The sequence below is a fragment of the Paenibacillus dokdonensis genome (assembly GCF_004916975.1).
Taxonomy (GTDB): Bacteria; Bacillota; Bacilli; order Paenibacillales; family Paenibacillaceae; genus Paenibacillus_AQ; species Paenibacillus_AQ dokdonensis.
The window spans coordinates 3047503-3073638 of sequence record NZ_STGQ01000001.1; the positions used below are offsets into that span (position 1 = coordinate 3047503).

At 46.2% G+C, this 26136-nt stretch carries 23 protein-coding genes; 5 read left to right on the top strand and 18 right to left on the bottom strand.

The window, feature by feature from the left end; genetic code table 11:
- The first annotated feature begins 197 nt into the window (after positions 1-197).
- Positions 198-1394, top strand: coding sequence for an MFS transporter (locus E6W40_RS14075; RefSeq protein ID WP_246073002.1), 1197 nt, complete (start codon positions 198-200; stop codon positions 1392-1394).
- Between the two features lie 140 nt (positions 1395-1534).
- Here the strand turns inward: E6W40_RS14075 and E6W40_RS14080 are convergent, their stop codons facing one another.
- Together E6W40_RS14080 and E6W40_RS14085 are read right to left on the bottom strand one after the other, a co-directional pair.
- Positions 1535-2056, bottom strand: coding sequence for a pyrophosphohydrolase domain-containing protein (locus E6W40_RS14080; RefSeq protein ID WP_136606024.1), 522 nt, complete (start codon positions 2054-2056; stop codon positions 1535-1537).
- Positions 2057-2182: 126 nt separating this feature from the next.
- Positions 2183-3151 carry a LysR family transcriptional regulator gene (locus tag E6W40_RS14085; protein WP_342774697.1) on the bottom strand — a complete coding sequence of 323 codons (969 nt, stop codon included), beginning with the start codon at positions 3149-3151 and terminating at the stop codon, positions 2183-2185.
- 69 nt (positions 3152-3220) lie between these two features.
- Here E6W40_RS14085 and E6W40_RS14090 point away from each other — a divergent pair, with 69 nt between their 5' ends.
- Complete coding sequence (locus E6W40_RS14090) at positions 3221-4423, top strand: MFS transporter (RefSeq protein ID WP_136606025.1); 1203 nt, start codon at positions 3221-3223, stop codon at positions 4421-4423.
- Positions 4424-4531: 108 nt separating this feature from the next.
- On the opposite strand, the gene E6W40_RS14095 is transcribed toward E6W40_RS14090, so the two are convergent.
- Together E6W40_RS14095 and E6W40_RS14100 are read right to left on the bottom strand one after the other, a co-directional pair.
- Positions 4532-5239, bottom strand: a complete 708-nt coding sequence (locus E6W40_RS14095) for an ankyrin repeat domain-containing protein (protein ID WP_211147007.1) — start codon at positions 5237-5239, stop codon at positions 4532-4534.
- A gap of 151 nt (positions 5240-5390) precedes the next feature.
- The gene (locus E6W40_RS14100) at positions 5391-6596 is read right to left on the bottom strand and encodes an MFS transporter (RefSeq protein ID WP_136606026.1); all 1206 of its coding nucleotides are present in this window, start codon (positions 6594-6596) and stop codon (positions 5391-5393) included.
- A gap of 201 nt (positions 6597-6797) precedes the next feature.
- Between E6W40_RS14100 and E6W40_RS14105 the strand changes: the two genes are divergently transcribed.
- Both E6W40_RS14105 and E6W40_RS14110 read left to right on the top strand, forming a co-directional pair.
- Entirely contained in the window at positions 6798-7607 is an 810-nt protein-coding gene (locus E6W40_RS14105) for a lipase family protein (RefSeq protein WP_136606027.1), read from the top strand.
- Positions 7608-7793: 186 nt separating this feature from the next.
- Positions 7794-8387 (top strand): YjgB family protein, encoded by a 594-nt coding sequence (locus E6W40_RS14110; protein ID WP_246073003.1) that lies wholly within the window; start codon positions 7794-7796, stop codon positions 8385-8387.
- Positions 8388-8482: 95 nt separating this feature from the next.
- On the opposite strand, the gene E6W40_RS14115 is transcribed toward E6W40_RS14110, so the two are convergent.
- Positions 8483-9943 (bottom strand): sulfatase family protein, encoded by a 1461-nt coding sequence (locus E6W40_RS14115; RefSeq protein ID WP_136606028.1) that lies wholly within the window; start codon positions 9941-9943, stop codon positions 8483-8485.
- Positions 9944-10231: 288 nt separating this feature from the next.
- On the opposite strand from E6W40_RS14115, the gene E6W40_RS14120 reads away from it, so the two are divergent.
- Positions 10232-11038, top strand: coding sequence for an AraC family transcriptional regulator (locus E6W40_RS14120; protein WP_246073004.1), 807 nt, complete (start codon positions 10232-10234; stop codon positions 11036-11038).
- Positions 11039-11153: 115 nt separating this feature from the next.
- On the opposite strand, the gene E6W40_RS14125 is transcribed toward E6W40_RS14120, so the two are convergent.
- From E6W40_RS14125 to E6W40_RS14180, 13 genes are all read right to left on the bottom strand, one after another.
- A complete protein-coding gene (locus E6W40_RS14125) occupies positions 11154-11924 on the bottom strand; it encodes a nucleotidyltransferase domain-containing protein (RefSeq protein WP_136606029.1) in 771 nt (256 codons plus the stop codon).
- A gap of 23 nt (positions 11925-11947) precedes the next feature.
- The gene (locus E6W40_RS14130; protein WP_168928931.1) at positions 11948-12319 is read right to left on the bottom strand and encodes a helix-turn-helix domain-containing protein; all 372 of its coding nucleotides are present in this window, start codon (positions 12317-12319) and stop codon (positions 11948-11950) included.
- A gap of 168 nt (positions 12320-12487) precedes the next feature.
- The gene (locus E6W40_RS14135) at positions 12488-13597 is read right to left on the bottom strand and encodes a GIY-YIG nuclease family protein (protein ID WP_246073005.1); all 1110 of its coding nucleotides are present in this window, start codon (positions 13595-13597) and stop codon (positions 12488-12490) included.
- Positions 13597-13764: a hypothetical protein gene (locus E6W40_RS29505; protein WP_168928932.1), complete on the bottom strand. Its 168-nt coding sequence runs from the start codon at positions 13762-13764 to the stop codon at positions 13597-13599. Before E6W40_RS29505 ends, E6W40_RS14135 begins: the two co-directional genes overlap by 1 nt.
- 227 nt (positions 13765-13991) lie before the next feature.
- A complete protein-coding gene (locus tag E6W40_RS14140) occupies positions 13992-15350 on the bottom strand; it encodes a PepSY1/2 domain-containing protein (RefSeq protein ID WP_168928933.1) in 1359 nt (452 codons plus the stop codon).
- Between the two features lie 261 nt (positions 15351-15611).
- Positions 15612-15908 (bottom strand): hypothetical protein, encoded by a 297-nt coding sequence (locus tag E6W40_RS14145; protein ID WP_136606032.1) that lies wholly within the window; start codon positions 15906-15908, stop codon positions 15612-15614.
- 152 nt (positions 15909-16060) lie between these two features.
- Complete coding sequence (locus tag E6W40_RS14150) at positions 16061-17089, bottom strand: stalk domain-containing protein (RefSeq protein ID WP_136606033.1); 1029 nt, start codon at positions 17087-17089, stop codon at positions 16061-16063.
- Between the two features lie 90 nt (positions 17090-17179).
- Complete coding sequence (locus E6W40_RS14155; RefSeq protein WP_136606034.1) at positions 17180-17845, bottom strand: spermine/spermidine synthase domain-containing protein; 666 nt, start codon at positions 17843-17845, stop codon at positions 17180-17182.
- Positions 17846-18071: 226 nt separating this feature from the next.
- Positions 18072-19289: a VWA domain-containing protein gene (locus E6W40_RS14160; protein WP_136606035.1), complete on the bottom strand. Its 1218-nt coding sequence runs from the start codon at positions 19287-19289 to the stop codon at positions 18072-18074.
- 2 nt (positions 19290-19291) lie between these two features.
- Positions 19292-21685, bottom strand: a complete 2394-nt coding sequence (locus E6W40_RS14165) for a DUF5682 family protein (protein ID WP_136606036.1) — start codon at positions 21683-21685, stop codon at positions 19292-19294.
- Complete coding sequence (locus E6W40_RS14170) at positions 21682-22782, bottom strand: ATP-binding protein (RefSeq protein ID WP_136606037.1); 1101 nt, start codon at positions 22780-22782, stop codon at positions 21682-21684. Before E6W40_RS14170 ends, E6W40_RS14165 begins: the two co-directional genes overlap by 4 nt.
- Positions 22783-22795: 13 nt before the next feature.
- Complete coding sequence (locus E6W40_RS14175; protein ID WP_136606038.1) at positions 22796-24661, bottom strand: HEAT repeat domain-containing protein; 1866 nt, start codon at positions 24659-24661, stop codon at positions 22796-22798.
- A gap of 27 nt (positions 24662-24688) precedes the next feature.
- The gene (locus E6W40_RS14180) at positions 24689-26122 is read right to left on the bottom strand and encodes an SWIM zinc finger family protein (RefSeq protein ID WP_136606039.1); all 1434 of its coding nucleotides are present in this window, start codon (positions 26120-26122) and stop codon (positions 24689-24691) included.
- Positions 26123-26136 lie beyond the last annotated feature (14 nt).

Consider the following 26136-nt stretch of genomic DNA (forward strand, 5'->3'; position numbering starts at 1 on the left):
GCACTTATATGTTTTTACCTGATGATACGCAATTTGAATAGGTCACAACATGCATGCGAATTGCCACTACCTCATAAACTCGTATATACATCAGCTCAGAAGCTATTTGAAAATTTGGTGAAGCTCACCACCAATGGTACTGCTTGTACTTACATGATCACCGGTGAAATGGAAAGAGCCTTAGGAGATGGAGCAGGATGAAGATTCGTATGGCAACGGATATGAGACGTTTTTTGCAGGTCGAAGGCGCTGGCAGGATGCTGTTTACATTAATTTGCTATGGAATCGGCATGGGAATTTTAGCTCCGATGAATGCCATTTATCTGAGCGAGAGCATTGGACTGTCGAAGGTCGAAGTCGTGTCGATCTTCGTTGTATCGCTGCTGCTCAATATGGGAACGACGATTACCGTTGGACTGTTAAGCGATAAGCTGCGCAGCAGGAAAAAGCTCGCAATTGCAGCAGCTTCGTTATGCCTCGTCGGTTTGCTGGTATACATGCGTGCGGAAGGATATATTCAGGCTCTGATCGGGATGTGTATTGTGAGTGCGCCGTCCGGACTTATTATGGGACAGTTATTCGCCTTGTCTCGGAATCATTTTTCCAGATTAGCCGGTGATATTGTGGAAATGGCGCAAATTTGGCTGCGAGCCGGGTACAGCGTCGGATTTTTTTGCGGTTTGCTTGCTGGAGCGAATTTGTATTTGATTGCAACGTTTCATGGGGTATTATGGGGCAATTTTGCAGGTTATGCGTTGCTTGTTATCATGCTGCTAACTTATCGGGAACACACGGATGAGAAGAATCAGTCCAGTCCGGGAGCGGGTGAACCGTTTTCCTTTGTCATGCTGATCGCGCTGCTGCTTCTTGCAAGCGCAGATGCCCTTCGCGGATTGTATCTGCCGCTTGTTATTAAATCATTATTCGGCAAACCGGAATACGTGTCTTATATTTGGAGTGCGCAGGCCGTATTCGAGCTGTTGTTCATGACGATTGCCGGTTATTGGGCTGCGAAATACGGCAGCAGAAAAATCATTTTGCTCGGCGGGATCTGTGCGCTTATTACTTATTCGGTTTACGCTTTGCATTCGCCTCTGATCGTATTTTTCCTCATTCAGCCAGTTTATTCTTTCTTCGTTTCCATCTTATATGGAGTGGCTATGGGATATGTCCAGCGCATGTTTGTAGGCCGAACCGGATTCGGTTCGAGTTTGTACGTATTCATTTCATTAACGGCATCATTGATCGGATACGTGCTGCCATTATTCATTGAAGGGTATGATCCTTCCATATTCGTCATTCCGATGTCACTGGTGCTCACTTCCCTTATGATCATTTCTATTGTTCTGATTCGGGAACGCCGTTCCTCGAAGCCGTCTCAACTGCTCCAATAACGAAAAACAAGCCGCCACACTATACATCAACATGATGTTGATCTGAATAGCCGGCGGCATCCTCTTCCCGATATCGTATAATTCGTTCTTGATTCACTGCTCCGGGGATTACTCTCCGGAGTTTTATTGGTTCATTCAATCTATTTTTCGAATCGCTTAGCACCTATTTCAATCTGCCGATTGATTTCACTCGCAATTTTTAGCTCAGGAGCATGGTCCTTCTCCCAATTATCCGGTTTAATAACCTTCCCTACTTCATTGTAATGTGGTTTACCATCCGGGAAAATCTTTCCCATATTTGCTTCATGAACTATTGAAAAGATGGGATCTGGCTCAATCCCCATTTCCACAAAGCCTCCATTGGCAAAGTATTTAATATCAGTAAATGAATCCACTTGCCCGGTAAGTTTATCTTGTGGATAGGGTTTTTGAGATTGCTTCATATAAGTTTCTTTTGCGCGATCCATCAAATCGTTAAAAAACAACTCGAAACGCTCATCACTTCCAGCCGTTGCATGCAGGAGCTCAATGACTTCCTCCAAAATAAAAGCAGCACGATTGTTAGCCAATTTATCCGACAACGGTGTTGGCATCTCTGGTGCAGGACAATTGAATGCCTGATGAAACTCTCTAACCTGTTCAAAGTTCGTCTTCTGTGTCATTATGTAATCTATTTCTCCTTTAAAATGAAGTTAACTCTATTATAATCCATTACTGCCGATGTCGTGAAAAGCTCTTTGTTTTGCAGCTTGTCCGATTCGTACAGGTCAGTATCGGGTCACAACAGTTTATTCCGGATGAACACGTACTCCCCCCTGGTCTTGAAAATATTCTCTGCACCTGTCCATGAAAGCCTTCGCTGCTTGGCTCAGATAACGGTCAGAACGGTAGATGATCGCCATACTGCGGCTTGGCGGATTCTCTTGGATACGAATCATTTGCAAATCCGGATCATTAATTTGACGTATTAATAGATTGGGCTGCACAGTCGCTCCGATGTTGGCCTTTACCAGATTGAGAATCGAAGTAGCCGAACTGGTTTCAAGAATGGAATGGAGCTGGAAGCCCTGCTGGCGTACCGTCTCTTCCACCAAATCACGGCCGAGATACCCTTCGGGATACATGATGACGGGAAGATCCTTTAATTCCTTCAGGTCAATGCTCGTCCGGTTGGCTAAAGGATGTTTCTTTGAAACCGTCAACACATACTCCTCTCTGCATAAAGGGATGGTAACCAGCCGGTCATTCGGCTGCACATTCACGCCAATTCCGATATCGACCTCACTATCAAGCACCTGCTGGAGAATATCTATGGACGAGATCACCATCAATTTCACCTTCGGAAATTCATGATGGAAATCAATAACAAGCTGCGTAATCCGGTAATCCAAATCAGACGGCATGATCCCCACTCTTATTTTTCCGCCATGAAGATGACGAAGATCCGCGATGGAATCCTTGACGTTTTGCAGCGTATCCATAATTGTGGTTGCATTATTTAACAGCAGCATCCCCGCTTCGGTGAGCGCAATTTTTTTGCCGATCCGGTCAAACAGCGGCATATGAAGCTCATCCTCCAGCGCACGTATCTGCTGGCTTAATGTCGGCTGGGATACGCCGATTTTTTCCGCTGCTTTCGTAAAATGCATCTCTTCACAAACCGCCATAAAATAGTGAAGCTGACGGATTTCCAAACGATTCACCAACTTTTCATAAGTAATACTAATGATAATAATAGAAATAATAGGATTGATCAATCAATACTCTTTCAGATACACTGGATTGGACCTACCCGTTACAATGAAAATGAAAGATGGTGTTGATACATGTCACGTTTTATTTTTCTTATTATGGCCCTGTTCCTTGCTTCACTCAATTTGCGTCCCGTTATCACATCTGTCTCTCCCTTGCTGGGGACGATACAAGATACATTAGGCATGAACGGATCCGCAGCCAGTTTGTTGACCTCCCTGCCCGTCTTGTGTATGGGTTTCTTCGCACCAGCGGCGGTCAAATTAAGCAACCGCTGGAGTCTTGAACGTACCATCACTTATTGTCTTCTGCTGATTGGCGCCGCCACAGCCGCAAGATATGTCGTAAGCTCTGCATGGCTGATGCTGGCAACCGCTTTTCTTGCCGGTGTGGGTATTGCCATTATCGGGCCGCTGCTGTCCGGATTCATCAAGAAGAATTTTTCTAACCCTTCGGCCATCGTCGGTGTTTATTCCATGGCGCTTGTCATAGGTGCTGCCCTGGGATCCGCCTTTTCCGTGCCGCTTCAAAATACGCTGAACCATTCCTGGCAGGCTTCAGTCGCATCATGGTCAGTCCTGGCCGTCATTGCCCTTTGCTTTTGGTGGAGACCTGTCCGGAAGACTGCAAATAGAGCAAATCCTGCCGCCGGCGATTCATCCTTAGCAGAGAACAAAGAATTAAAGCTGCCGTTAAACAATAAACGAGCTTGGCTGCTGACCTGCTTTTTCGGTCTGATGGCTTTCATGTTTTATTCACTCACCGCTTGGCTACCACCGATCGTAGAGGAAATGGGCTATGATAAACATACGGCCGGCATGATTTTGACCTTATTCACACTCGTGCAAATACCGGTCAGCTTTCTGCTCCCCATCCTCGTCAGCCGTTTTCAGCACCGGGTGGTTTGGCTAATTGGCTGCTCCATGATGGAGCTGGTCGGCCTGCTGCTGCTTCAGTTGCCCGTGACGCCTTGGCTCACCTGCATTTTTCTGGGGATCGGCGCTGGAGGATTATTCCCCATGGCGTTAATGCTGCCTATCGATGAGTCAGCGAATATGGAAGAAGCAAGCACATTATCAGCAATGACGCAATCCGGCGGCTATATATTTGCTTCCCTGGGTCCGCTTTGCGTAGGCTTTATACATGATAATACAGGCAGTTTTCCTCCGGCGCTTCTTGGATTGACGGCCGTGGTGATCGTCATGATTGTGATTCAGTTTAAAATCGGAAACCGAAAAATCAAACCTGTTCCATCCGGCGAAAAGGTATCTGGTTGACTTGGGTAGAAGTATCGGCCGTAAAATGAAAAGAGCGAACGGATCTCTCCGTTCGCTCTTTCCATTTTCGGGAATTCTATCGTGACCCGTTACTGATGAACTGCCGCTTTATGCACCCGACTGTTGTAAAATATGTTCAATTTCGCGATATCCACGTTTTTTAGCATGCTGCAAAGGAGTGATGCCGTCACCATCAGCAATGTGAACATCAGCACCGTGGTCGACCAGCAGCTGCACGATTTTTTGATGCTTCTCTCCGCCGTTTCCCAGAATGACCGCTTCCAGTAAAGCCGTCCAATGCAAATTATTAATATGGTCGATGTCTATATCCGAGTGGGTAAGCAGTTCTTCAACAACCTCTACATGTCCACGTTCTGAAGCAGGGATCAGAGCAGTGCCTCCAAACCGGTTCGTAAGTTTGGTATTTGCATCGGCATCGACTGCGAGTTTTACGATGTCGAGAAAACCTTCCGCTCCGGCATACAAAAGCACATTATTTAAGTTGTGATCGCGAATATTAAGGTCTGCACCCTTTTGAATCAGTTCTTTTACTGTGTCCACCTTATTGTTATAAGTCGCTGCCATGACGGCAGTTCTTCCGCGTTCATCCACTGCATTAATGTCCGCTCCGTCTTGAAGAAGTTTCAGAACGTTTGGAGTGTCTCCTTTTTCAGCCGATAAAACGAATGGTTGATTCACCGTTTCCACCCTCTCTTCCTTGGATTGCGTTTCTTTCGCCGAACTCTGCAGAGATTCGGGAACCATTTGACATGAGGTTAGAAAAACAATGCATAAAATGATAAAAAGACGAATCATACACATGACTCCTTTGCCTTCTTAACGACATGCTACCATGTGCGCATCCATATGAAAAATATTAAAATCATTTGTTTTTCTTACATTTTTCATATACATATTAAACGTAAGCGAAGAGATATTATAACGATCCAAATTGGCATTAAAATTTTCAGGCTGATTGATCCATGTTCATGGATATATTGCGTCCCTTCCTTCCGATCCGTCTTCCCGATACGAAGCTGCTGACGAGCAGCACGAACGCTCCAAACAAATACGGTAAGTCAATATGGATATCGAATAAAATCCCCGCGAGTGCAGGTCCAAAAATATTTCCGAGACTCATGTAGGCATTGTTCATTCCAGCCACGAAGCCCTGTTCCTCACCAGCCTCCTTGGAAAGCATGGTATTGATCGTCGGACGTAAAATATTATTGAATGTAAAGAAAAGCATCGTTACGAACATGACATAATAGAAATTTCCCGAAAATAGCAAGAATACGAGTGATACCGCAGATAGCAGAAGCATGGCGCTGATAATTCGCTTTTCCCCGAATCGCTGCGTTATCCGGTTGGTCAATACAACTTGGTTAAACGTACCGATCAAAGAACAGACTGTTATCAGTATAGCGATATCACGTGTAGTGAATCCGTAGCCCTGTACAACGAACAGCGGAAAAATCGCCTCAAAATGTGTAAGACCAAACGTTGAGGCAAAAACAATGAGCAATAAAATAAAATAACGGGATTTCACCGAAAGCGCAAGCTCACGAAAAACGCTCTCCCGTCTCTCAACCGATTGCTGACGCATTAGACGTATTTCCGGTGACAACGATTCCGGCAGCATTTTGAGGCTGCAACCCATGGCCAATAGTCCAATGCAAGCGGATGCGTAGAAGGGCCCCTTGATGCCAAACTCAGCAAGTAAACCCCCTACACCCGGCCCAATAATGAAACCCGATGACATCGACGCACCCAACCAAGACATTGCCTTGCTGCGCTGATCATCGGTCGTAATATCCGCTACATACGCCATAATGGATGGGACCAAGGCTGCTGAGCCTATTCCGCCAATTAAGCGCGACACGAATAATAAAGACAAATCACCGGCAAACGCCGCCAATAAATTGGAAAGGGCGAATAAAATAAGTCCGGCGACAATCATCGGTTTACGGCCGTATTTATCGGACAAATTGCCTGCAATCGGTGAAAATAGAAACTGTGTCAGACCGAAGCAGGATACCAAATATCCCGCTGCTTGACCGCCAGCTCCAAACTCCTTTAGAAGGTCCGGCAATATCGGAATGACAAGACCCGTGCCGAGCATAGCAAGAAACATGTTCAATAATAGTAATGGAAACGCTGATTTGGATAGCATCTGTTATCTCCTCTGTAGACAGAACAATTCAGTCGAACCTGGCATCTTTCCCCTTTTCCCTGTATCTTGTATGCTAACATGCGTCCTTCCTTATGGATAATATGTAAAAAATATAAGATATGAATGTATTCCATATACATCTCACACAAATAGGCACCTCTCCTTCTTCCCATTAATATAATGCAGGAGGGAAGGGGCGGGATGCAGGTGGGTACAAACAATGATCAAGAGCAAAGGGCTATCTTTCTGGCGGCTGTCTGTGGGCAGACCTATGCACAATTTACAAATACGGACGGTTCTTTCGTTGTTCCACTGAATTATTCGGTCATCGATACCATTGAAGCGAAATCCATTACCCGTGTGTGGGAACGCTTCGGGTTCATCCTGGCATCTCCCCAGGAAATTATCATTGCCTTTCGGGGAACCAGTTCTGCAACCAATTGGATATCCGACGTTATCGCCTCACAAAAGAATTTCAAATATATTAAAGAAGACTGTCTTACACACCGCGGTTTTACTGACATTTATTCTTCCGCCCGCGGCCAAATCTTCTCAGCTCTGGGCAGATTATCTCCCGATATGACACTTTATATTACTGGTCACAGCCTCGGCGCAGCACTCGCGACATTGTGTGCTATCGATATTGCGGCCAACACCGCCTTCGTCTCACCCAATCTGTTTACATATGGTTCTCCCCGTGTAGGCGATCCAGCCTTCTCAAAAGCCTTTACGAAGTATGTCCGGAGCAGCTGCCGCACTGCCAATCTACTGGACGTCGTAACACATACGCCCCCATCTATCTACAAGCTTCCAAGACGAGAAAAAAAATACTATTACAGTCATGTCCAGACCTCCTCGCCTCTACCTTTCCAGAATGGATCGGTTGGTGCCAATCACGTCATTGGAAGCTATTTTGCCGAGCTCTCCAAACTCCAGCCGCAATATACCAAACAATTATGTTCAACGAATCCGGGATTCTGTCCGGTCACTGAACTGAGAGCACAAGATTAATGAAGTCTTAGTGTGCTCCGTACATAGTCCACTTTCATTTCTCCCGGTATCAAACTTGAAATTTCATCTTCATGGAATCGTAACCCTTTCCTTTTTTGAATCTACTAATATTGAGGATGAACTTAAAGAATTTGTTTGATAAAGAAAACATGTGGTAAATACATGTTACAAGGAGAGGATGCAATCATGATTAAACAACCGGCTAAAAAAGCAGTAATCACCTTAACCATGGCAGGCGTAGTTGGCTTGAGTGCACTTGGAATCAATAATATCGTATTCCCTATACATCAGGCAGACGCTGCGGCGACAGCCAGCACAAGCAGCTATGCTTCCCAACAGGCAATCAAAACGCTGAACAGCTTTTATAAACCCGCTTTGAAAGGACAGTTCCCCGGAGCGGTGAGCGGCCTTACGATCGGGCAAAGCACAAAACAGAACGTCATTAAAAAAATCGGCGAACCTACGGCACCTGGAAAAAATTCTGAAGCTTTCGATCTGTACAGTGCGAATATGGGAAATCCCGGCTACGCTTTCTCGTACAAACTGAACAAGGTCCGTGAGATCCGCTACTTCGGTACTAATGTGGAACGCCAAACCAATATCGGCGGCATTACCATGAAAATGGTGAAGCAGAACTGGTTTGCTCCGAGTTCCACGACAACATTCAAAAACGGCAAAACAACGCAAACGAAACTTACGTATATCCGTGGAGATTACAAACTGGAGTTTATCTTTAACAGCAGTACGAACCTGGATCACATTAATCTTCTGGCAAAATAAAACGATGAAAAGACAGCGATCATCCGATCGCTGTCTTTTCAGTTGTGCTTCGTATACCTTCGCCATATATTTCTGCACAGAGAGACCCATTCGTTTTATGCAAATTCTCTAGGATGGCGTCTCATGAGTTCCGCGGCTGCCTCACCCCGTCCCGTCTGTTTCAGTCGTTCAACATACATAGGCAAATGACCCTTGGCGTGGTACGGCCCGCCTTCCTTCATGACCGTCCATAACGGATCCACATCATGGTTCATGGTCTGCATCATATCATCATGCCATTCATTAAGCAGGTAGACAGCTTCCTTGCACAGGTCCCGGCGCTCTTTGGCTAGGTTGTTCTGCTCGTACATATCCTCCGTGAGGTTAAACAACATTTCCTTATCGAACAAATGGAACCCATCATGATACGTCCGGATATACAGCCAATCCCCGAACCGTACGCTGCGCTGGCAAACATGGGCACATTGCGAAACGACCAGATACTCCCTGCCTTCCTCCTTGCCGCTGCTTACCGTATTTGCATAACTGATTCCGTCCCAACTTGGTGCCGGTTTGAGGTTCAGAAGATCAGCCATGGTTGGAAGCAGGTCTAAATGGTAATGAAGCTGGGTATCCGTGATCCCGCTTTGTTGACCTGGCCATCTCATGATCATTGGAATGCGGCATGTACCCTGATCAGCTGTCGCATGCTCACCATAAATACCGAGTTCACCCATATTCTCGCCATGGTCGGCCGTAATGATGATGACAAGCTCCTCCATGATTCCTTTCTGTTCCAGCAGCTGGAAGATCAAGCCGATATGATCGTCCATATGGCGGACACCGGAATCATAACCGTCGATCATCGTCCGCAAATCCTCCATTGAAGTAATCTCTCCGGGATGTCGCGGGAATTGAGGTGAAGTATCGCTGTTGTACATGTTGATTTCACGCGCGCCATGCGGACCTGCCTTCTTCTTATGAGCTTCAAGCACCTCCGCGGTAATCCACTCGGGAAGCGGTTCATCCTTGAATGGGTTTCCAAAAGCTTCTGGAGCACGGTATGGCGTATGCGGATCCCAATAGTTCACGTACAGCATCCAGTCATCCTGATCGGCATTGCGTTCAATCCAGTCCAGAACAACAGGCGTGACCTCTTCAGCCGACTCCATTCCGGACTTGCCCGTGTTGTAGATTTCATTGAAGCCCGCATAAAAGGTCCAAGCGGAATGCCGCTCACCAAACGGACTAACCAGCGCGGTTCTCATGCCAGCCTTACGGAAAAGTGCAGGAAAACTCTCGGATGACAGTTTGTCATGGAAATCCCTGTTAATACCCTCGTATCTTACATCCGCCGCTGTTCCTCCATGACCGACCACACCGTTATGTATGCCGAACCTCCCTGTCATTAAAGCCGAACGCGACGGAAAACAGGGAGCATCCGAGGTGTAATATTGATCAAAACGGATGCCCTCTGCAGCCACCTTATCAATGTTGGGCGAGGTATTCCGATGATAACCATAACAACCCAGGTGATCGGGTCTCAAAGAATCCAAATCCAGCAACAAGATTTTCATATCGTATCCCCTTACCTTTCCCATGTGTGAATGTTGTGTAGCATAATCAAAATAAATGTATTTTGTCCAAATCAATCATCCGCTTATTTCGGAGCGGATCATGTACGTCACTACTTCATGTAAGATGAATTATAGGTCAATGCTTTGAAAGCCGTCCATGTACATTTCACTAAAATGATGTATAATTCAACAATAGTTTTTTATATATAAAAATAACTCGGATTCTGTTTACTGGAAATAAACTTGTGTGATAGGGTGTTATCAAGCATTTTGATAGAGAGGCGTGAAGTGTTGATCCAAATTATGAGTGTAAATTTCGATAAAAATATTCCGAATTGGCGAACACAGCTGGAAGCGATCAATTACAACGTTCTTGTCTTGGTGAGAGAGGGAAAAGTCCGGTATGAAATAAATGGCAAGGAGGTTATCGCAGATAGCGGTGATGTTCTCTTCATTCCGAGGTCAACCCGTAGATCCGGAGAAAATTGGATGGGCATTCCTCATCAGAAGCATACGATTTTGTTTACATACGATGCCGATTTTGAAACGGGGATTCCATTCCTGGATCAGCGTCAATTCATTCAGTTCAAGTTGTTCAATGATCAATATGCTTATCAACGCTGTGAAAGACTGTATGAAGAAATCCGAGGTGGCAAAAGCTTTCGTACGATGATTTGCTTTGGCATCTTTCAGGAGCTGATCGGCATGCTCGCCCGTGAGTTGGAAAAACCGGATCTGACGCCAAGCAAACTGAAATATGCGGAAATCATTAAAACACACTTGCTTGAGCATTATCGGCAGCATATTGAAATCGAGCAGTTGTCCAAGCTTATATGCCGTTCACCTAATTACACCACGGCTTTATTCAGAGAGGTATATGGCCATTCCCCGATTCGTTATATGCATCAGCTGCGTATGCTGGAAGCCTGTAACCTGCTGATCAGCTCGGATATGACCATCGCCAGCATATCTCAATACTTAGGTTACTACGACACTTCTTATTTTCACCGTGTATTTAAAAAACACACTGGAATGTCACCCACAGACTATATGCAGCAGGGTGCTCATTCTGATATGACAAAACTACTATCTTAACAATACCTTCGGGTATAAGGTCGCGGTTATTGGTGCAGGAAATGATCCTTTCATTCCTGAGAAATAGAAAAAGCAGCCGGTCTTAAGACCAACTGCTCTCTTACGCTGATTATCCTTATTCCCACACCACTTTTAAATACTTCCGGTATAACTGGTCGAGCAGCTCCGTCGGATCTTCTAATTCAGTCTGTGTTGATTCCGCAAACTCCGTTAAGTGCCGTATCTCTTTCTCAATAAAATCATTGATCACATCAACGCGCTTTTCGAAGTCCAATTCTTCCCCGGAGATCTTCCTTTTGAGCAAATCTTCAATAGCCTGGAGCAGCTCCGGTTCCGTAATCAAATCATGAATCAGATCCTGAAACAGAATCGGAGGATTCAGGTTATATTTCTCAATCCATTTACAGGCAAGAATCGGTCTCAGAACATAAAAATACTTTTTAATCTTTACCTGCTCTCCCTGCAGATACTCTCTGAAGTTCCCTTTGGCCATATTCAAATAATGATGTAGGGATGCTCTTGGCGAGAAGACTCGGTTTCTTAATTGAAGCATCTCCTCTTTAAAACCATAAGCTTCATAATAGTGAATATCCGAAACTAACCACTCCAGCAGCGGCGGATTTGATTTTCTGAATAATTTCAGTGCCTTCCTGATATCCCAACCGTTGATGTCGAGCAGCTCGTTGATCGGCACCTCGATCACATCCCGCTTCTCATCGATGGACAAATACCATTCCGGTCTGTGTATATATACGAATCGAACATCGTAGTCGCTATCCTGTGACGGAAATCCCCAAGCCCGGCTGCCTGATTCAACGGCAAACAGGACTTTGACCTGATGATCACACTCAATTTCATGAATTTTTTCTAAAATGGTGTTATTCATATTTTTTTCGCAGTTTTGCATGTTCAACTCCCCCAATTCCGTTTAGGCGGGGTGTCATATTCTTCGCAGCTGTTAACCACCTTCTGAATGGTTTTGATCATCGTTGACTGCTCATCGATAATTTTTTGCAGACGTCTTACTTCTCTCTCAGCCGCAAAAAGCCTGCTTCTCGAGTTGAATTCAAATCCGGTAATGATCCAATCCAGTGATACCTGGTAGGTATCCGCAAACTTGGATAGAGTCACCAACTCAGGCTCAGCTTGAGCCGATTCATATAAAGTAAGTGTATCCGGATTGATTTGTGTGAGTCTGTATACTTCCATTTGCGTCATTTTCCGGTTGATTCTTGCCTTCTTTAAGCGTTCTCCCATTTCTTCAAGCAGAGTCTTTGCCACCAATACCACCGCTTTTCATTTTGAAGTTTGTTGACTTATTCTCTACAAAGCTATATTTTTCCTGTAAAATCCGCAATTTTTAACAACCTTCTCAGTACTTCTACATATAAAAACCCCGGATATAGTCCCGAGGTTACTCCTGATTATTATATTAATTAAAATTTCCGCTTATTCGTATTCCTCTTCATCTTGATCTCTAGGACGCAGCCATGATGCTAACTCTTGATTGAATTCCACTTGCTTCTCCAGATCAAGCCATTCATCGGGAATTATCAAATAGTGACTCGCATTGTTCTGCAGATAGCTGTATATAATTTGCGCCTCATCAATTTCATCTCTACCCACTTCGGCAGAATACGCGGCTTGATCCAGTTTAAAATACGCCGAGATTAACTCTTTGACCTCTTCTTGCAACTGCTGGATGTCCGAACCGCCCACATGAAACTTCCTGCTAAAAAGAACCGTACTCCGTTTAATCAAAAACAGCTTGATGGTCTCATCATTCATATATTCATAGATTGCAATATTCCGATTCTCTTCGACGAAGCCTATCACTTTTTCTTTATGAAGCAGGAAATTAACAGCCTTGATACCGTCCCTGAATTTTGCCGCCGTTTCAAAATCAAATCGTTCGGAGGCAGCGTTCATCTGTTGTTCCATTTCTTCATACAGACTCGTATCTGAACCTTCCAACATGCTGATGAACTGAATCATTAGTTCGTTATACTTATGAAGACCATCCCCGCCAAGACACATTCCCAGACATAAACCGAGCGAATGATTTAAGCATGGGGTAGCAGCTCCGGCTGACGTGTGATTGCAGGCTATTTTGAAGCATTCCTGAATCCGCTGTACGGCTTTTTCCACTGTGTTTCTGTTCGCTGTATAGGGACCGAAAACGACTCTGTCTTTCGCAGGAGAAGGGGAATTTGTTATTTCAACACGTCTAAGTCCATCCGAGTTTGGGACTGTAATATACGTGTACGCCATCGGATTTTTCATTTTCCGGTTATACATAGGCTTGTACTTATGAATCAGACTGCACTCGAGCAAAAAGGCCTCGAATTCGGTATCCGTTTGGATAATCTCCAAGTCCTTCACATGTTGTACGAGCCTCTTTATCTTGGGAGCATGCGATTGGGAGTTATAAAAATAGGATTGGACTCTTTTCCTCAGGCTCTTGGATTTACCGATATATATAATACTGCCGTGAGCATCCTTCATCAGATATACGCCTGGAGTAAGCGGCAAGTTCTGAACTTTCTCTTTAATATCCATCAAGGGAGCAACCTCGTGACACGGCTGATTTCCACAAGGGATTTTTTTGAAATTCTGGCTTTGCTGAGATTGGACTCTAAAATAAGCATGTTCTCCAGTTCCTTGTATTCGTTCTCATGTTCCAACCTATCGCGTAAATCCCGTTCAATATTGCTTTTGCCGATCATGTGACTACCTCCATACGTTAAACCTTATAGAAAAAATCAGGATTAATGACATGAATATGATCATATAAAGGACCATCCGTCCCCACTATGTTCTTTCATTGTACGTTAATTACAAAAAAATAAAAATAAGTCCCTCATTCAATTTCCCGTTTAGTATGTATTGAGGTGAGGAAAATCAAAAAAGAGCCGCCGGATGCTCGACGACTCATTTCTTTACAGTGATCTTTTTAATAATCAAGACTTTTATACTCAATATCTACTTGTTTCCCGGTTTGGGCATCCACATAGATCTTCGTAACCTGTTCATAGCCTTTTACAGGAATGGAGTAAACCAGTTTCCCGTTACGAATCATCAGATTGGGGCGATCTGTAACTGTTAATTCAGCATTTACTTGTTTCAGCGCAGTCTCAGGCGGAATGCCTGCTTTCGTCTTGACGATCCGATCTCTTTTCAAATAATAACCTGTCGTATTGAAATTTTGCAGCGTTCCAGTTGCTGTATCGATCGTAACATCAATATCCGCGTCAGTATAAGGAACTCCTCCAACCTGAGGAACAAATGTTACATCTAGTAAGGTACCCTTTGCTAATGTATGATCGATAACCAGAGGAGCCTCCCCCCAGCTTTTCACAAGAGATTCGGCTAATTGAATGGCCTCTGCTTTAGTTATTTTTTTATTGTTGAACTTTTTAATACCATCATCTTTTGGATTAATCGATAGTATATGTCCCCCAGCAACACTGATTTGAACATTATAGAACATCTTCTCGCTATTTCCGGACAAAAAAACAAGGCTATCCCCAAACTCAGGAGTTATGCTTCCACCGCTCGACATGACTTGATTATCACGCTTGTCTTTCCAGAGTACATTCATAAAGGATTCCACTTTCGATTGCAATTCTTCCTTATGCACTCGTACTTCCTTCTTAAACACTTGAACCTGAGGCTGATACGGATTCAAATGGTAAAGGTACTCATTGAACAACGATTCTTTATCACCGATTGAGGGTGTGGAATCGAGCTCATTGGTTAAAGAGGTTATTCGTCGACTCAGTTCTTCCGAAGGAACTTCATTCTTAACATGAGGACCATACAACACGCTATCGTTTATTTGATGCAACGCAGGAGCTGTTTTGAGGATGAAGTTTCGCATCTTTAATAAGTTTTGCCGCTGAACATCCGTTAGTGTTTCCGCACTGTCATCTACTAAGTAACCTAAATAACTTGCTGTTTGGCTCCAAAATGGCCCAGAACGATTAGACTGAAAGTCATATAGAATCGTCGGGGTTGGATTATACCAGTTCATATTCGTCATAAAAGAAGCCGATTCATAGGCAGCTTTCAAGTATTTTTTGCGATATGCTGCAGAGTTCGAAGCTAGAACGTTTGCCAGATCAAAATCTAGCGTTTCAGTATTCATCATTTGCAGCTGAAACCACAGGCGTGTGTCATGAAGCTTTTCGCTTTGCAGTTGATCCAATTCTTGTTTCAATTCTTTATGCTTCATATAGCCATAAATGATAATGCCGATCAAGAGAAATGCAATTAAAATCGTAGTCATTTTGATTCTGCGAGCCTGATTCAAGTTCTAAATCTCCGTTTCTAATAAGCAGTAATTCTTATTAAACACTACAGGTGAATAGAAGTCATGCACCAAAATCTGCTAACCGAAGATCCTGAGTACAGCTCTCTGTAAAAGTACTCATTTAGGGGGATTCATGCTTATCGGGAGACGACGCAAAATACCCGGCACGTATTTGTACGAGCGGATCGTCAATAAAATAAACATGGATATTAGGTAGCCCAATTTATCTAGGTCAAGTGTCGCTAATCATGGGTAGGCATATTATATATCAACCACGAGACGGAAGGGGAAAATCAATGATTCAGGAAAACTATAACGTTCAAGGATCTCAACAAAGAGATCCCCAATCACCTCATCATTACGGCCAAGAACATATACATCATCCCTATTATCATGCCGCCAGTTACCCACAAGGTCAGCACTATATCCATGTCCACCATCATCATCATTATCACTATCATCATATGATGAGAGATCAACATACCACTCAACAGTAAGAAGATAACAAAAATTTAAGGTGAGAATGGTTACGCCCGGTTCAACTCCACATTCATGCAACCGGGCGTACCATTCTCACCTTTTTCAGTGCTCACAATTCATCGTGAATATTAGAAAAAAACCGCACTAGACCGATCAAGCAAGCGGAACATCAAGTTCCTACAGGGGGCCTTTATTCAATCTCCCACAGTATGACCATAACAGGTAGAGCACTACTCTACTTCTACCGCGAATTCAGCCCACTGCGTCATCGATGGCCCATGTTCGATGAAAGGTATATAGGCAGGGCTGATGACTCTAATCAGATAACTGCCTTTTTCGCTTAATGTGAACGAGCCCGCGAATTTTTGGTCCTTAATGGGCAGCTCAAAACTTTTCTCCTCTTCGTATACCTGATAGCTGTCCTTGCTTGACGGTAGATACCGTTCAACGCTGACGGTCAGCTTATCAAACAGGTCATTGTGCTGTAGAATATCCCCCGACACATCAATCTTTTGTCCGGGCCTTGTCTGGATAAAGCCATAGGTAGGGCTGGTGAAAGCGATGTTCCCTTTCCCTTCTTCCGATATGGTGACCGGTAGCGAGGTAATATTTGTTACCTTTCTTTTCACTTTGACTACCTTGCTGCCAGCCGACACTGCAGTGAGCATCACCGGATTGGGTCCAGGTCGCAAATTTACTGTAAACTGCATACGGTTATACATCCTTCCATCCAATGATATATCCTTTTTCGTGACCTTGCCTGTTTCGCCGCCCCAACCGCCGCTTCCTAATGAATACATGTACTGTGGAATATACATATCCTTCTGATACAACATGGTGAACGTTGCGCTAGCTTGATCAGTCTCCCATTCCTGCTTCAAAACCTCTATGACTTTATCGCTCCAGTTCAAGCTCACCGTGTTCTTCACGGTTGAGGCAGCTATTCCAAGCAAGGATAACGCCCGAATTGGCACATAAACTTTTCCCGAAGTAAGAAACGGTGCCGGAATTTTCTCGCCAATCGAGCTACCATCCACAAGGTACACATCCTCCGAACCGATCCGGAAGGTCAGAGTATTAAACGCTGGCAGCACCTCAGGATGGATCACGACTTGCACCTGACGTTTCGCTGCATCACAGGTAACGCTGTCCGCTGCACCAGACTGCCGAAGGGTACGGAGTGGAACATATACTCGCCCCCCTTTCAGTATGGACTTGTGCTGCTCGTTACAAAGCCTAAAAAGAAATAAGCCTCCCAAAAATTCGCAGAACTCATGAGAGGCTTATAAAAACAAAATATTCGTTCCCCAAATGATACTCTTAGGGGAAATTTCAAAATCATCGCTTCGCTAATGCATGATCTTTGGAGAAGAAGCCAGATATATATAGTCGGGTTCGCCGCGTTCCTGAGGAACGAATTCAACCTCTACCTTATCAAAAAAGGTTTTTAAGTAATCCACGAATTCAGGCGAAGCCGTGGCGCTCCAAAACGATATGATTCCTTGAGAACGAAGCAGCCTGATTAGTGCCTTAATTCCTTTCTCCGAGTAAAGTCCATTATTCGATTCAGAGACGGTCCAATCCGGTCCGTTATCAATGTCCAGGCAGATGACATCATATGGATCATGAGCTGAATCCATCCATTTCACCAGGTCTGTGTGGATAACATGAGTACGGGGATCATCCAGCGCAAAGCCGGAGAGTGGCGCCAGATGATTGCGGTTCCATCGAATAATCACTTCCTCAATCTCGACGACATCCACCTTCCCGACTCTGGAATCGGACAACGCTTCTTCCAGTGTAAATCCAACTCCAAGACCACCAATGAGCACGCTTTGCGCGCTCCTGCATCTCTCCAATGCACTGCTGACAAGCAGACGTTCCGATTCCCCATTATACGTTGCCATTAAAAAGATGCCGTTGTATATGATCTCATAATGACTCTCTCTTTTTTGAAGCTGAATGTCCCCTCGCTCCGTATGACTGCGTTCAATGATTTCCGGCGTGCAATTCATGGTACCCGCCTCCTTTTTTGGAAGAATATCACTTTATGTATTTCTATTATAGCCTATAAGACTCAAGATAGTCTTTGCCCTACATAAAAAGGCATCCGTTAAGCCGAAGACCGGCTTATTGGATACCCTGCATGTAATCTGGTGAACTATAAGTAAGAGATCTATTCGGCATATGTAATTTTATTCCTTATAATGAAGGACCATAATCGACCTGTTCGATGTAACACTAGATTCCCTTCGTCTTCAACCTCTTGGCTAGCTCCGACAGATCCTGTCCTTTTAACGCACCTTCCACCAGCTGCGGCAGCAGCGCAGGAGTACAGGCAAAGCAAGGAGTTCCATCCTTCGTCAAAGCCTTGGCCAGCTGCTCATCATAAAATGGCTTGCCTTCATCGGATAACGCGAGCAGGCAAAGTGTCTTCACGCCGGATTCCTTCATCTCACGCATACGCCGTATCAGCCTTGACTGGTTGCCACCTTCATATAGATCAGAAATGATAATAAACAATGTCTTTTGGGGTTCCTGGATAAATTGCTCACAATATGCGACTGATTTATCGATATTCGTACCGCCGCCAAGCTGAATACCGAACAGCATATCCACGGGATCATTCGCACATTGTTCTGTCAGATCAACTACTTCTGTATCGAACACAACGACGCGGGTATCAAGAGCAGGTATGCTGGCAAAAATCGATCCGATTACCGATGCCCAGATGACTGATTCCGCCATGGAGCCACTCTGGTCGATATCCACGATAACCGTCCATTCCTTATTCCGTCTTGCACGGTCATAGAAATAGAATCTTTCGGGAATGATCCGCTTCAGTCCGGCATCATAATTTTTGAGATTTCTCTGGATTGTTCGCTTCCAGTCAATACCGCTTAATGAAGAAAGCGGTGTATGCTGCCTGCGATTCAGAGCACCGGTAACGGCCCTTTGAATATCCTGCTCCATTCTTTTAACGAGTTCATCCACCACGGCCTGCACCAGCATTCGCGCGGTATCTTTCGTTTGCTCCGGTATTTTCCCTTTAAGTGACAACAGAGTTCCGACCAGCTGTATATCCGGTTTTACACTTGCCAGTACTTCCGGCTCAAACAAAAGCTGCTTCCAGCCCTTTCGCTCCATAGCATCGTTCTGTATAACGGAGACCACGTCGTCAGGAAAAAAAGCACGCACGTCCCCGAGCCACTGCGCTAACCGCGGTGCGGACTTCCCTTGTCCTGCATTACGTGATTTTGTCGCTGAAGAAGTTCCGCCATCTTGTCCAGTATCATCCGTTTGATCATAAATAGCAGCAAGTGCCCGGTCCATAATCAGCTCATCGCTGGACAATTCCAAATGTCCGCCGCTGCTGTAGCGGTTAAGTTCTTCTTCAGCAGCCGTACCCAGAATGAGCCGCCAACGGGATAATGCCTGATGATCCGCATTATTTCCCATATTTAAAAATCCTCAAAGTCAAAATCATTTAATTCATCCAGCATCCGGGTTTCGTCCTCCTTAAGGTCATCCATGAGTATTTCCGCTACCTGCTCCGTATCTGCGCCCCAAAGCTCACCAAGCAGCTCGGCTACCATCGTTTTTTCTTTCTGGCTAAAGACACTAAATGCACGGCGCAAAAATACAAGTGCTCGCACAAACTCTTCGTTCTCGAGTGTACAAATATACTCATCCAGCTGTTCCCATAGGCTCATTCGCGATAAAAGCGCATAGCGGTTGCGCATCGCAAGCCCCTCGAACCATCCTGCTCCAAGATCTGCCGGAATACCCGGAGATAGCCGCCGGGATACCTCCGCAGCGCATTGCTGCGCCGTAATATCATTACGTTCCAGCAAAATGGCACAAGCAAGTCCCGAAAGGCGTGGATGTGCATCGTCCCTGTCTGACAATCTGCCCAGCTCTTGAATCCACAACGCTTCATCAACTTCTTCGCTGTGTTCCGAAGCGATATGGTTCAATTCATTGATCGCCGCAGCCATCGCCTGCGCCACTTCATCATTGCACTGACTCGCATCGTATAAAAACAGACAGGCACGCATAAACAGCTGCTGAAGCAGCGGTACGAGCGGCGTCGTATCCATTCTTCGTACTCCTCCGAAACGAATCAGCTGCGACAGCTTTCTGGCCGCTGCCGTAATGTGTACGACATCCTGGCTCTCAACCGCAAGTCTTTGCAAGGTCTGCCGGCCAGCCTCCATCTGATGAATCATTCCACACTCATATGCAGTTGTAATAAGCTCAGATCCTTCTTCAATTGAGCCGCAACTTTCCAGCCGCTGCTGCAGAACAAATCCCGCTGCAATTTCAACCGTCTCGCCGAGTAGCGTAGATTCAACAATCTCAATCTCCACTTCAGGCGACCACTGGGTAACCCAATGTTCCGCCCAAATAGCCTGATTCTGAGATCTGACAATTTCTTTGACAAAATGAATCCCCAGCAGTTTCAAGCGATGAAACCAGAATGAGCGGTTCAGATCGAGATAGGCAGCTTCTTCCGAAGACACCCTACGGTTCTCGCGCAGATCGAGGATCAGATCACTTGCAACAGCCGCTTTATATTTATCCAGCTTCAGTCGCTTCAACTGGCGGTTCATATCCTCCTGAATCGGTGTCTGGCTGACGCCTTCCGCCAATTCTCCGATCGCCGTCCCAACCTCTGTTTTTGCCAATGACTCTGCAATTACGGAGAGCTCGCCCCTTCCAAGAAGAGTTTTGGCCGCATCCCTTAGATCCCTGAGCGTTGGGGCCAAGCCGTCATGCAGCGCTGCAAGGGATTCAGCCAGCCGTACCGCCTCGATTACCTCTGCGGTCGAGCGGTGCGTACCGGCTTTTCTTAAATCACCCGCCACCGATGACAAGTAATGATGAGGCAAATCCCCAAGCGTGCCTTGGAGCATATGTCCCCACATCATTTCAAAATAGTACGGAGCAATATTGCCGGCACCATAACCGGAGAGTGACGACAGTTTCAAATAAGAATAAGGCATGAGCGTCAGCTTCGTCTTGCGGGAAGGAAGCTGCTTTAATTCATCGCCGGTCATCGCAGATGTAAGATTGATCAAAGCAGAAGCGTGGTAAGCCCCGCAGATCACCACAATTTTATCCGGTTTGTGGCCTGCCGCGATGGCATCTGCAATTTGCCGGCACATATAGGCTTCACGTACCGCATTATAGGCGTATTCCAGTCTCTGATCCTTACGCTCCTGCTCCTCCGTAAGCTCTCGCATCTGGCCTGAATAAGCCAAAATAGCCTGCCGGTAAGCATCCGGACTCAGGTTATGCTCAAAGCTGCGCTCCCAATACGTGTCGTAATCTACCTCTCCGGATATTTCCGCGATCCTGCTGTAGATGGAGCTGCTGTCTCCTGTCTTTTCACTCCGGTCACTTTCTGCCCTTTGCTCTGATCTATGGATATTGGACTCCAATGCCTGCTGCCCTCCTGATTCCTCGGCTTCATCTGGACCCGAGTGATTCTCCCCATGTTCCCCTCGTACATCCTGTAAACAGACAGCTGAAGATGAAGGCAAATCGATAAAAGCGCAATGAGCTCCATTTCTGCGTGCCCAAAGCATCGCCTGATATTCGGGGGAATATGCAGCGAAAGGCCACAGCACCGTACGGACAGGCAGTTCCTCTGTGAATGCAAGAATAGCAACGGGCGGCTTCGTGGAACTGTTGGTTAAATGAAGGATTTCAGAGGTTGCATCTGAAGGCCCCTCAATCAATACCGCTGTAGGCTGTACCTGCTCCAAATAATCTGCGACATGAAAAGCGCCCGCCGGCGACAGATGCCGGACGCCAAAAATATGTATCCCAGCGCCGCTGGCCGCATTCATTGATTCATCTCCTTGCATGCCGTATAAAGCCCACGCCAGCTTGCCCCGCGTTTTTTCATCACATTATCCAGGTATTCCTTCCATACAAGCCGGTCTTTATCATCATCCTTCACGATAGCCCCCTGCAGCCCTGCCGCTATATCCTCATCTGTCATATCTCCGTTTCCAAAACTTGCCGCCAGCGCCATGCTGTTCGTAAGCAGCGAGATGGCTTCGGCCGTTGAGATGACGCCTGCCGGAGATTTCACTTTTTCCTTCTTATCGAGGGTCATACCGCTGCGCAGCTCTCTAAAAATGGTCACAACCTTCTGTAGCGCTTCATCCGCAGGCACTGCCGCCTGTAAATCGTAAGAGGCAGCAATCTCGGCAACCCGTTTCTTCACGATTTCCATTTCGGTTTCAAGATCTGCCGGTGCCGGCAAAACAATAATGTTAAAGCGGCGCTTAAGTGCCGTCGACATCTCATTCACGCCACGGTCGCGGGTATTGGCTGTGGCAATAATGCTGAATCCTTTGCGTGCATTCATTTCCTTGCCGAGCTCAGGAACAGAAATTGTCTTTTCAGAAAGAATGGATATCAAGGCATCCTGCACCTCGGAGGCGCAGCGTGATATTTCCTCAAAGCGGGCAATGCCTCCAGTCTCCATCGCTCTCATCACCGGACTTTTCACTAACGCCTCCGGCGTTGGCCCTTGCGCCAGCAGCATAGCGTAGTTCCAGGAGTAACGTACCTGCTCTTCAGTAGTTCCCGCCGTCCCCTGCACAACGAGACCTGAATTTCCATAGATGGCCGCAGACAGGTTTTCGGACAGCCAGGATTTGGCCGTTCCCGGTTCTCCGATGAGCAGCAGCGCCCGGTCCGTGACGAGCGTCGCAATCGCCATTTCAACAATACGTGGATTGCCGATATATTTTGGTGTAATGACCTGCTTTCCCGCCTTACCTCCCACGATAAATTTCAAAACCGACTGCGGTGACATCTGCCAACCTGCCGGAATTTTCCCTTGATCCTCTTGAATTAATGCATTTAACTCCTCCCGATACAACAGCTCAGACGGCTGCCGCATGATATCCTGCATGGCTTGTTCCGTACTCATATATAACACTCCTTTATGAATGAATGGATGACGTCATATTCTTCAAAATGAATTCCAGCTGCTCCTCTGCGTTGGACTTGAACTTAGGCAATGCAGACCGGATTCGTTCAGCATAGCCTGCGGGAAGACGGCATAATTGATTGAACAGGTACGGTTCGATTTCATGGCATTCGGTATTCCGTTCATCCTCCATTGCGCGAACGAGCGCTTCATGCAGCTGAGCTTCCGGAATACCTGCGCGAACCAGCCCGATCACTGCCAAATTGGCGAAACGATTACGGAACTCTGGTGAATTCTTCAGCTTGCCAAGCAAATAAGAACCAGCCTCCGGTTGTCCCGGACGGGCAAATGCACTGACCAACGCCATGTGATCCAGCTCGATAAAATGGCCCAGCCACCTGGAATCCCAGTTTGCTGCGATCTCCTCCTGGGGCAGCATCTCCACATGATAGGTATAGCCGTCGTTTTTACCATATGCCCATTCCCGGTTATAAGCTTGGTACCTCCTGGATATGACTAGGTCCTCTATTGTATCCAGCAATTGTTTACAGTAATTCGCGCTGCGGCTTACGGCTGATGCTTGCAGACGGTCCATCAAAATCTTGGCATATTCCTCGTATACACGCCCCGGCGACAAAATGGGCTGAGCTTTAATGAATATCTCGCGCGCATAGGAGCTGGTGCCTGCAGAATGCTTCAAATCCATTTCCACGGCTGCCTTCATGAGCTGTCGACCTTCTTCGGAGTCTATTTGTTTCATATAGTTCATTGCTTCATTGGCCAAAAATACCCAGCCGAGTTTATACATATACAGCTTATATTGACGCAGGACATTCAAATACAGTTCCTCTAGCTCAGGACTCTCTTTTTGATGCAGGGACCAGAGATATCGTTTAACCCGAGTCCAGATCTCCTCCGCCTTTTGCTTGTTTCCTTCTATCTCTTCCAGCGACTGCAAAATAATCGAGAAATCCCGTGTAAGCCATCCCGTCAGCAGTTCCGACTGGCACCGGGTCAGTGAAGAATTCACCAGATCGCAGTCTTTGCCTTTGGAAGCCTCGTACAGACGTTCAGCCGCACTTTCCCAGCTACTGTCCGCGAGCGCATGGTATGCAGCTTCACGGATGCCCTTCTTCTTGTCCCGGCTAAAGTCCAGCAGCGCTTGTTCATATTCCTGATGCCCTGCCAGCAGCCGAATGGCTGTTGTACGGATCTCATCCGAACCTGAAACAGCAGCATCATATACGACATGTATTACATCTTGACCACCGCTCTTTGAAATGACGGTCAGCTTGCGTGCTTCGAGTTTACCCCCGGCAGGCTGAAAGCTTTCAAGCAGATGCGGCACGATTTCCGGTCCATACGATGGCAGAATATCCGTCATGGCAAATTCCGCGATTTCTACATAAGGGTCATTAAGCGCTTCAACGGCAAGCGGCAGGAGTCGCAAATCCCGGAATAATCCCTCTCTGTAAGCTTCCAGAATAACTTCATGACGTCCACCTCCACGTGTCGTCAGTGCGGTCCGAACTGCAGATAACCTGCGATATGACAGGCGGGTTGGGAGCGCGAGAGGTTTACTTATGAACGGCGTTGTCTCACCTTCTGCTGCCGCTTTTCCTTGGGTATGTAATACGGACTGCAGCAGCAGGTTCACGATCTGCAGCTGCCGGGCAGAGTCCGTATCGATGCTGTTACCTGTTTCGATCAAGCCATGGACACCTTCGGCAAGCTTTTTAAACACCGGCGCCCGTTCACCAAGCTGTTCAAAAGACGGCAGCAGTCGTTTCAGCCGATAGTCTCCGGCTGCGAGGTCACTCCCTGCAATATATAAGCGTCTGATTTCTTCGTTCAGCTCCATCAGCAATGCATGACTCATTTTGCGTATCTCCTCCAATTCTGCAAATTAGTATAGCAAACGGATAATCTCTTGTTTATTCATGATACTCAGCGGCTGCGATTGCAGTTGACCGCTTTGAGTCTGATGATCGAACATAACCAGCATAGAGACATCCTTCAGGCTGTCATCAGGTAAATATTTCAACAGGTTAACAGTGGAGTCATCGAGCAGATCCTGCAGTCCAAGCGTCTCCCCGTTCGAATCCGAGATGAATAATCGGCCTTCCTCATCAGCCACCACCTGCTCCACATGCAGCAGCATCACGGGATTCGGATCACCCAGCGGATTTTTGAGTTGATTCTTCACTTTTTTTATGGCCTCGGCATAGGAATGGGCAGCATATTGCCGTATCCGGGCTATGTCCTGCTCTTCCACCGGTCTTGTGGTGAAGGACTCATACCGCACTCGGCGGTTCATATCACCCGGGTAACGATAGAGAGCCGGCACATGAACAACATCAAAACAGCTGTCCTCCTCACGCATCAGCTTCGCCGCCTTATATGGACGGTACTGTAATGTGCAATGAAGCTCGCCGCTGTCCTTTTGAATCCAGTAACCACAGTCCACAAACTCCTGACGGGATGAATCATCATAGCTGAGGAAAGATAACTGGATCAGTTCCGTCTCCGGGCTAACCAGACCTGCATCCCTGAGCTCTGAGAGCTGCCAAGCATGACCCAGCCACTCTTCAATGGTGGATTCATAGTCTAACGCAAGTTCGGTATCCTGAAGCTTCGCGTTCAGATGTGCCCTTCCTTTTTTGATAAAGGCATGGATGATAGCAAATTGTTCAGCGGCATAAGTATAGGTAAGTTCGGGATTCCCGCCTGCCGAAAGAATCATATGCAGCTTACGCAGCTGGATCTGAGCCCCGTTTAAATAAAAGCTCCCCATTTGCTTAACATGATCCTGGATGACTTTAAGCTCTTTTGTATCCAGCATTCCCAGACCACGGCGTATCAAGGAATGAGTCAGCTTTTCCAATACATCCAATCCTTCGAGCTGAGCCGTCACTTTTTTCTTCAGGGCCGATTTATTTACTTTCTTAGGCTTGACTGCAACCCCGTCAGCTGCATCTTTGGCTTTTTTCTCTTCACGTTTCTCGGCCTTTTCCCGTTTGGCAGCCAGTTCATCCGGCACCGCCGCTGCCGAAAAAGGCTTGCCTTGTGCATAGGCATACAGCAAACCAAGTACATGCTTGCACGGAATTTGTCGGCTCGGACAGCTGCAGCGCATCACAGGTTTATCCGGAAGCACAAAATCCACAGAAGGTGCATACGGCGTCTTCCCGCTGCCTGCACATGTCCCAAATAGCACCTGTTGATCCTCAGAGTGGTGAAGCGTTGTAAACTTCCCTTTTTTTATGAGATCATGTCCGTTTTTTATCGCAGCACTATTGGGTGCCTGCGAATCAATCCAAGTCTCTGAAATTTCAATCAAACGATTTCCCTCCC

What these genes read in the sequence shown, in the direction of transcription:
- E6W40_RS14125 (WP_136606029.1), bottom strand. Translation starts at nt 11,924, where the DNA reads ATGAATAACACCATTTTAGAAAAAATTCATGAAATTGAGTGTGATCAT.
- E6W40_RS14105 (WP_136606027.1), top strand. Translation starts at nt 6,798, where the DNA reads ATGCAGGTGGGTACAAACAATGATCAAGAGCAAAGGGCTATCTTTCTG.
- E6W40_RS14100 (WP_136606026.1), bottom strand. Translation starts at nt 6,596, where the DNA reads ATGCTATCCAAATCAGCGTTTCCATTACTATTATTGAACATGTTTCTT.
- E6W40_RS14165 (WP_136606036.1), bottom strand. Translation starts at nt 21,685, where the DNA reads ATGAATGCGGCCAGCGGCGCTGGGATACATATTTTTGGCGTCCGGCAT.
- E6W40_RS14110 (WP_246073003.1), top strand. Translation starts at nt 7,794, where the DNA reads ATGATTAAACAACCGGCTAAAAAAGCAGTAATCACCTTAACCATGGCA.
- E6W40_RS29505 (WP_168928932.1), bottom strand. Translation starts at nt 13,764, where the DNA reads ATGATCGGCAAAAGCAATATTGAACGGGATTTACGCGATAGGTTGGAA.
- E6W40_RS14160 (WP_136606035.1), bottom strand. Translation starts at nt 19,289, where the DNA reads ATGGGAAATAATGCGGATCATCAGGCATTATCCCGTTGGCGGCTCATT.
- E6W40_RS14175 (WP_136606038.1), bottom strand. Translation starts at nt 24,661, where the DNA reads ATGAGTCATGCATTGCTGATGGAGCTGAACGAAGAAATCAGACGCTTA.
- E6W40_RS14155 (WP_136606034.1), bottom strand. Translation starts at nt 17,845, where the DNA reads ATGAATTGCACGCCGGAAATCATTGAACGCAGTCATACGGAGCGAGGG.
- E6W40_RS14170 (WP_136606037.1), bottom strand. Translation starts at nt 22,782, where the DNA reads ATGAGTACGGAACAAGCCATGCAGGATATCATGCGGCAGCCGTCTGAG.
- E6W40_RS14095 (WP_211147007.1), bottom strand. Translation starts at nt 5,239, where the DNA reads ATGATTCGTCTTTTTATCATTTTATGCATTGTTTTTCTAACCTCATGT.
- E6W40_RS14115 (WP_136606028.1), bottom strand. Translation starts at nt 9,943, where the DNA reads ATGAAAATCTTGTTGCTGGATTTGGATTCTTTGAGACCCGATCACCTG.
- E6W40_RS14080 (WP_136606024.1), bottom strand. Translation starts at nt 2,056, where the DNA reads ATGACACAGAAGACGAACTTTGAACAGGTTAGAGAGTTTCATCAGGCA.
- E6W40_RS14090 (WP_136606025.1), top strand. Translation starts at nt 3,221, where the DNA reads ATGTCACGTTTTATTTTTCTTATTATGGCCCTGTTCCTTGCTTCACTC.
- E6W40_RS14075 (WP_246073002.1), top strand. Translation starts at nt 198, where the DNA reads ATGAAGATTCGTATGGCAACGGATATGAGACGTTTTTTGCAGGTCGAA.
- E6W40_RS14135 (WP_246073005.1), bottom strand. Translation starts at nt 13,597, where the DNA reads ATGGATATTAAAGAGAAAGTTCAGAACTTGCCGCTTACTCCAGGCGTA.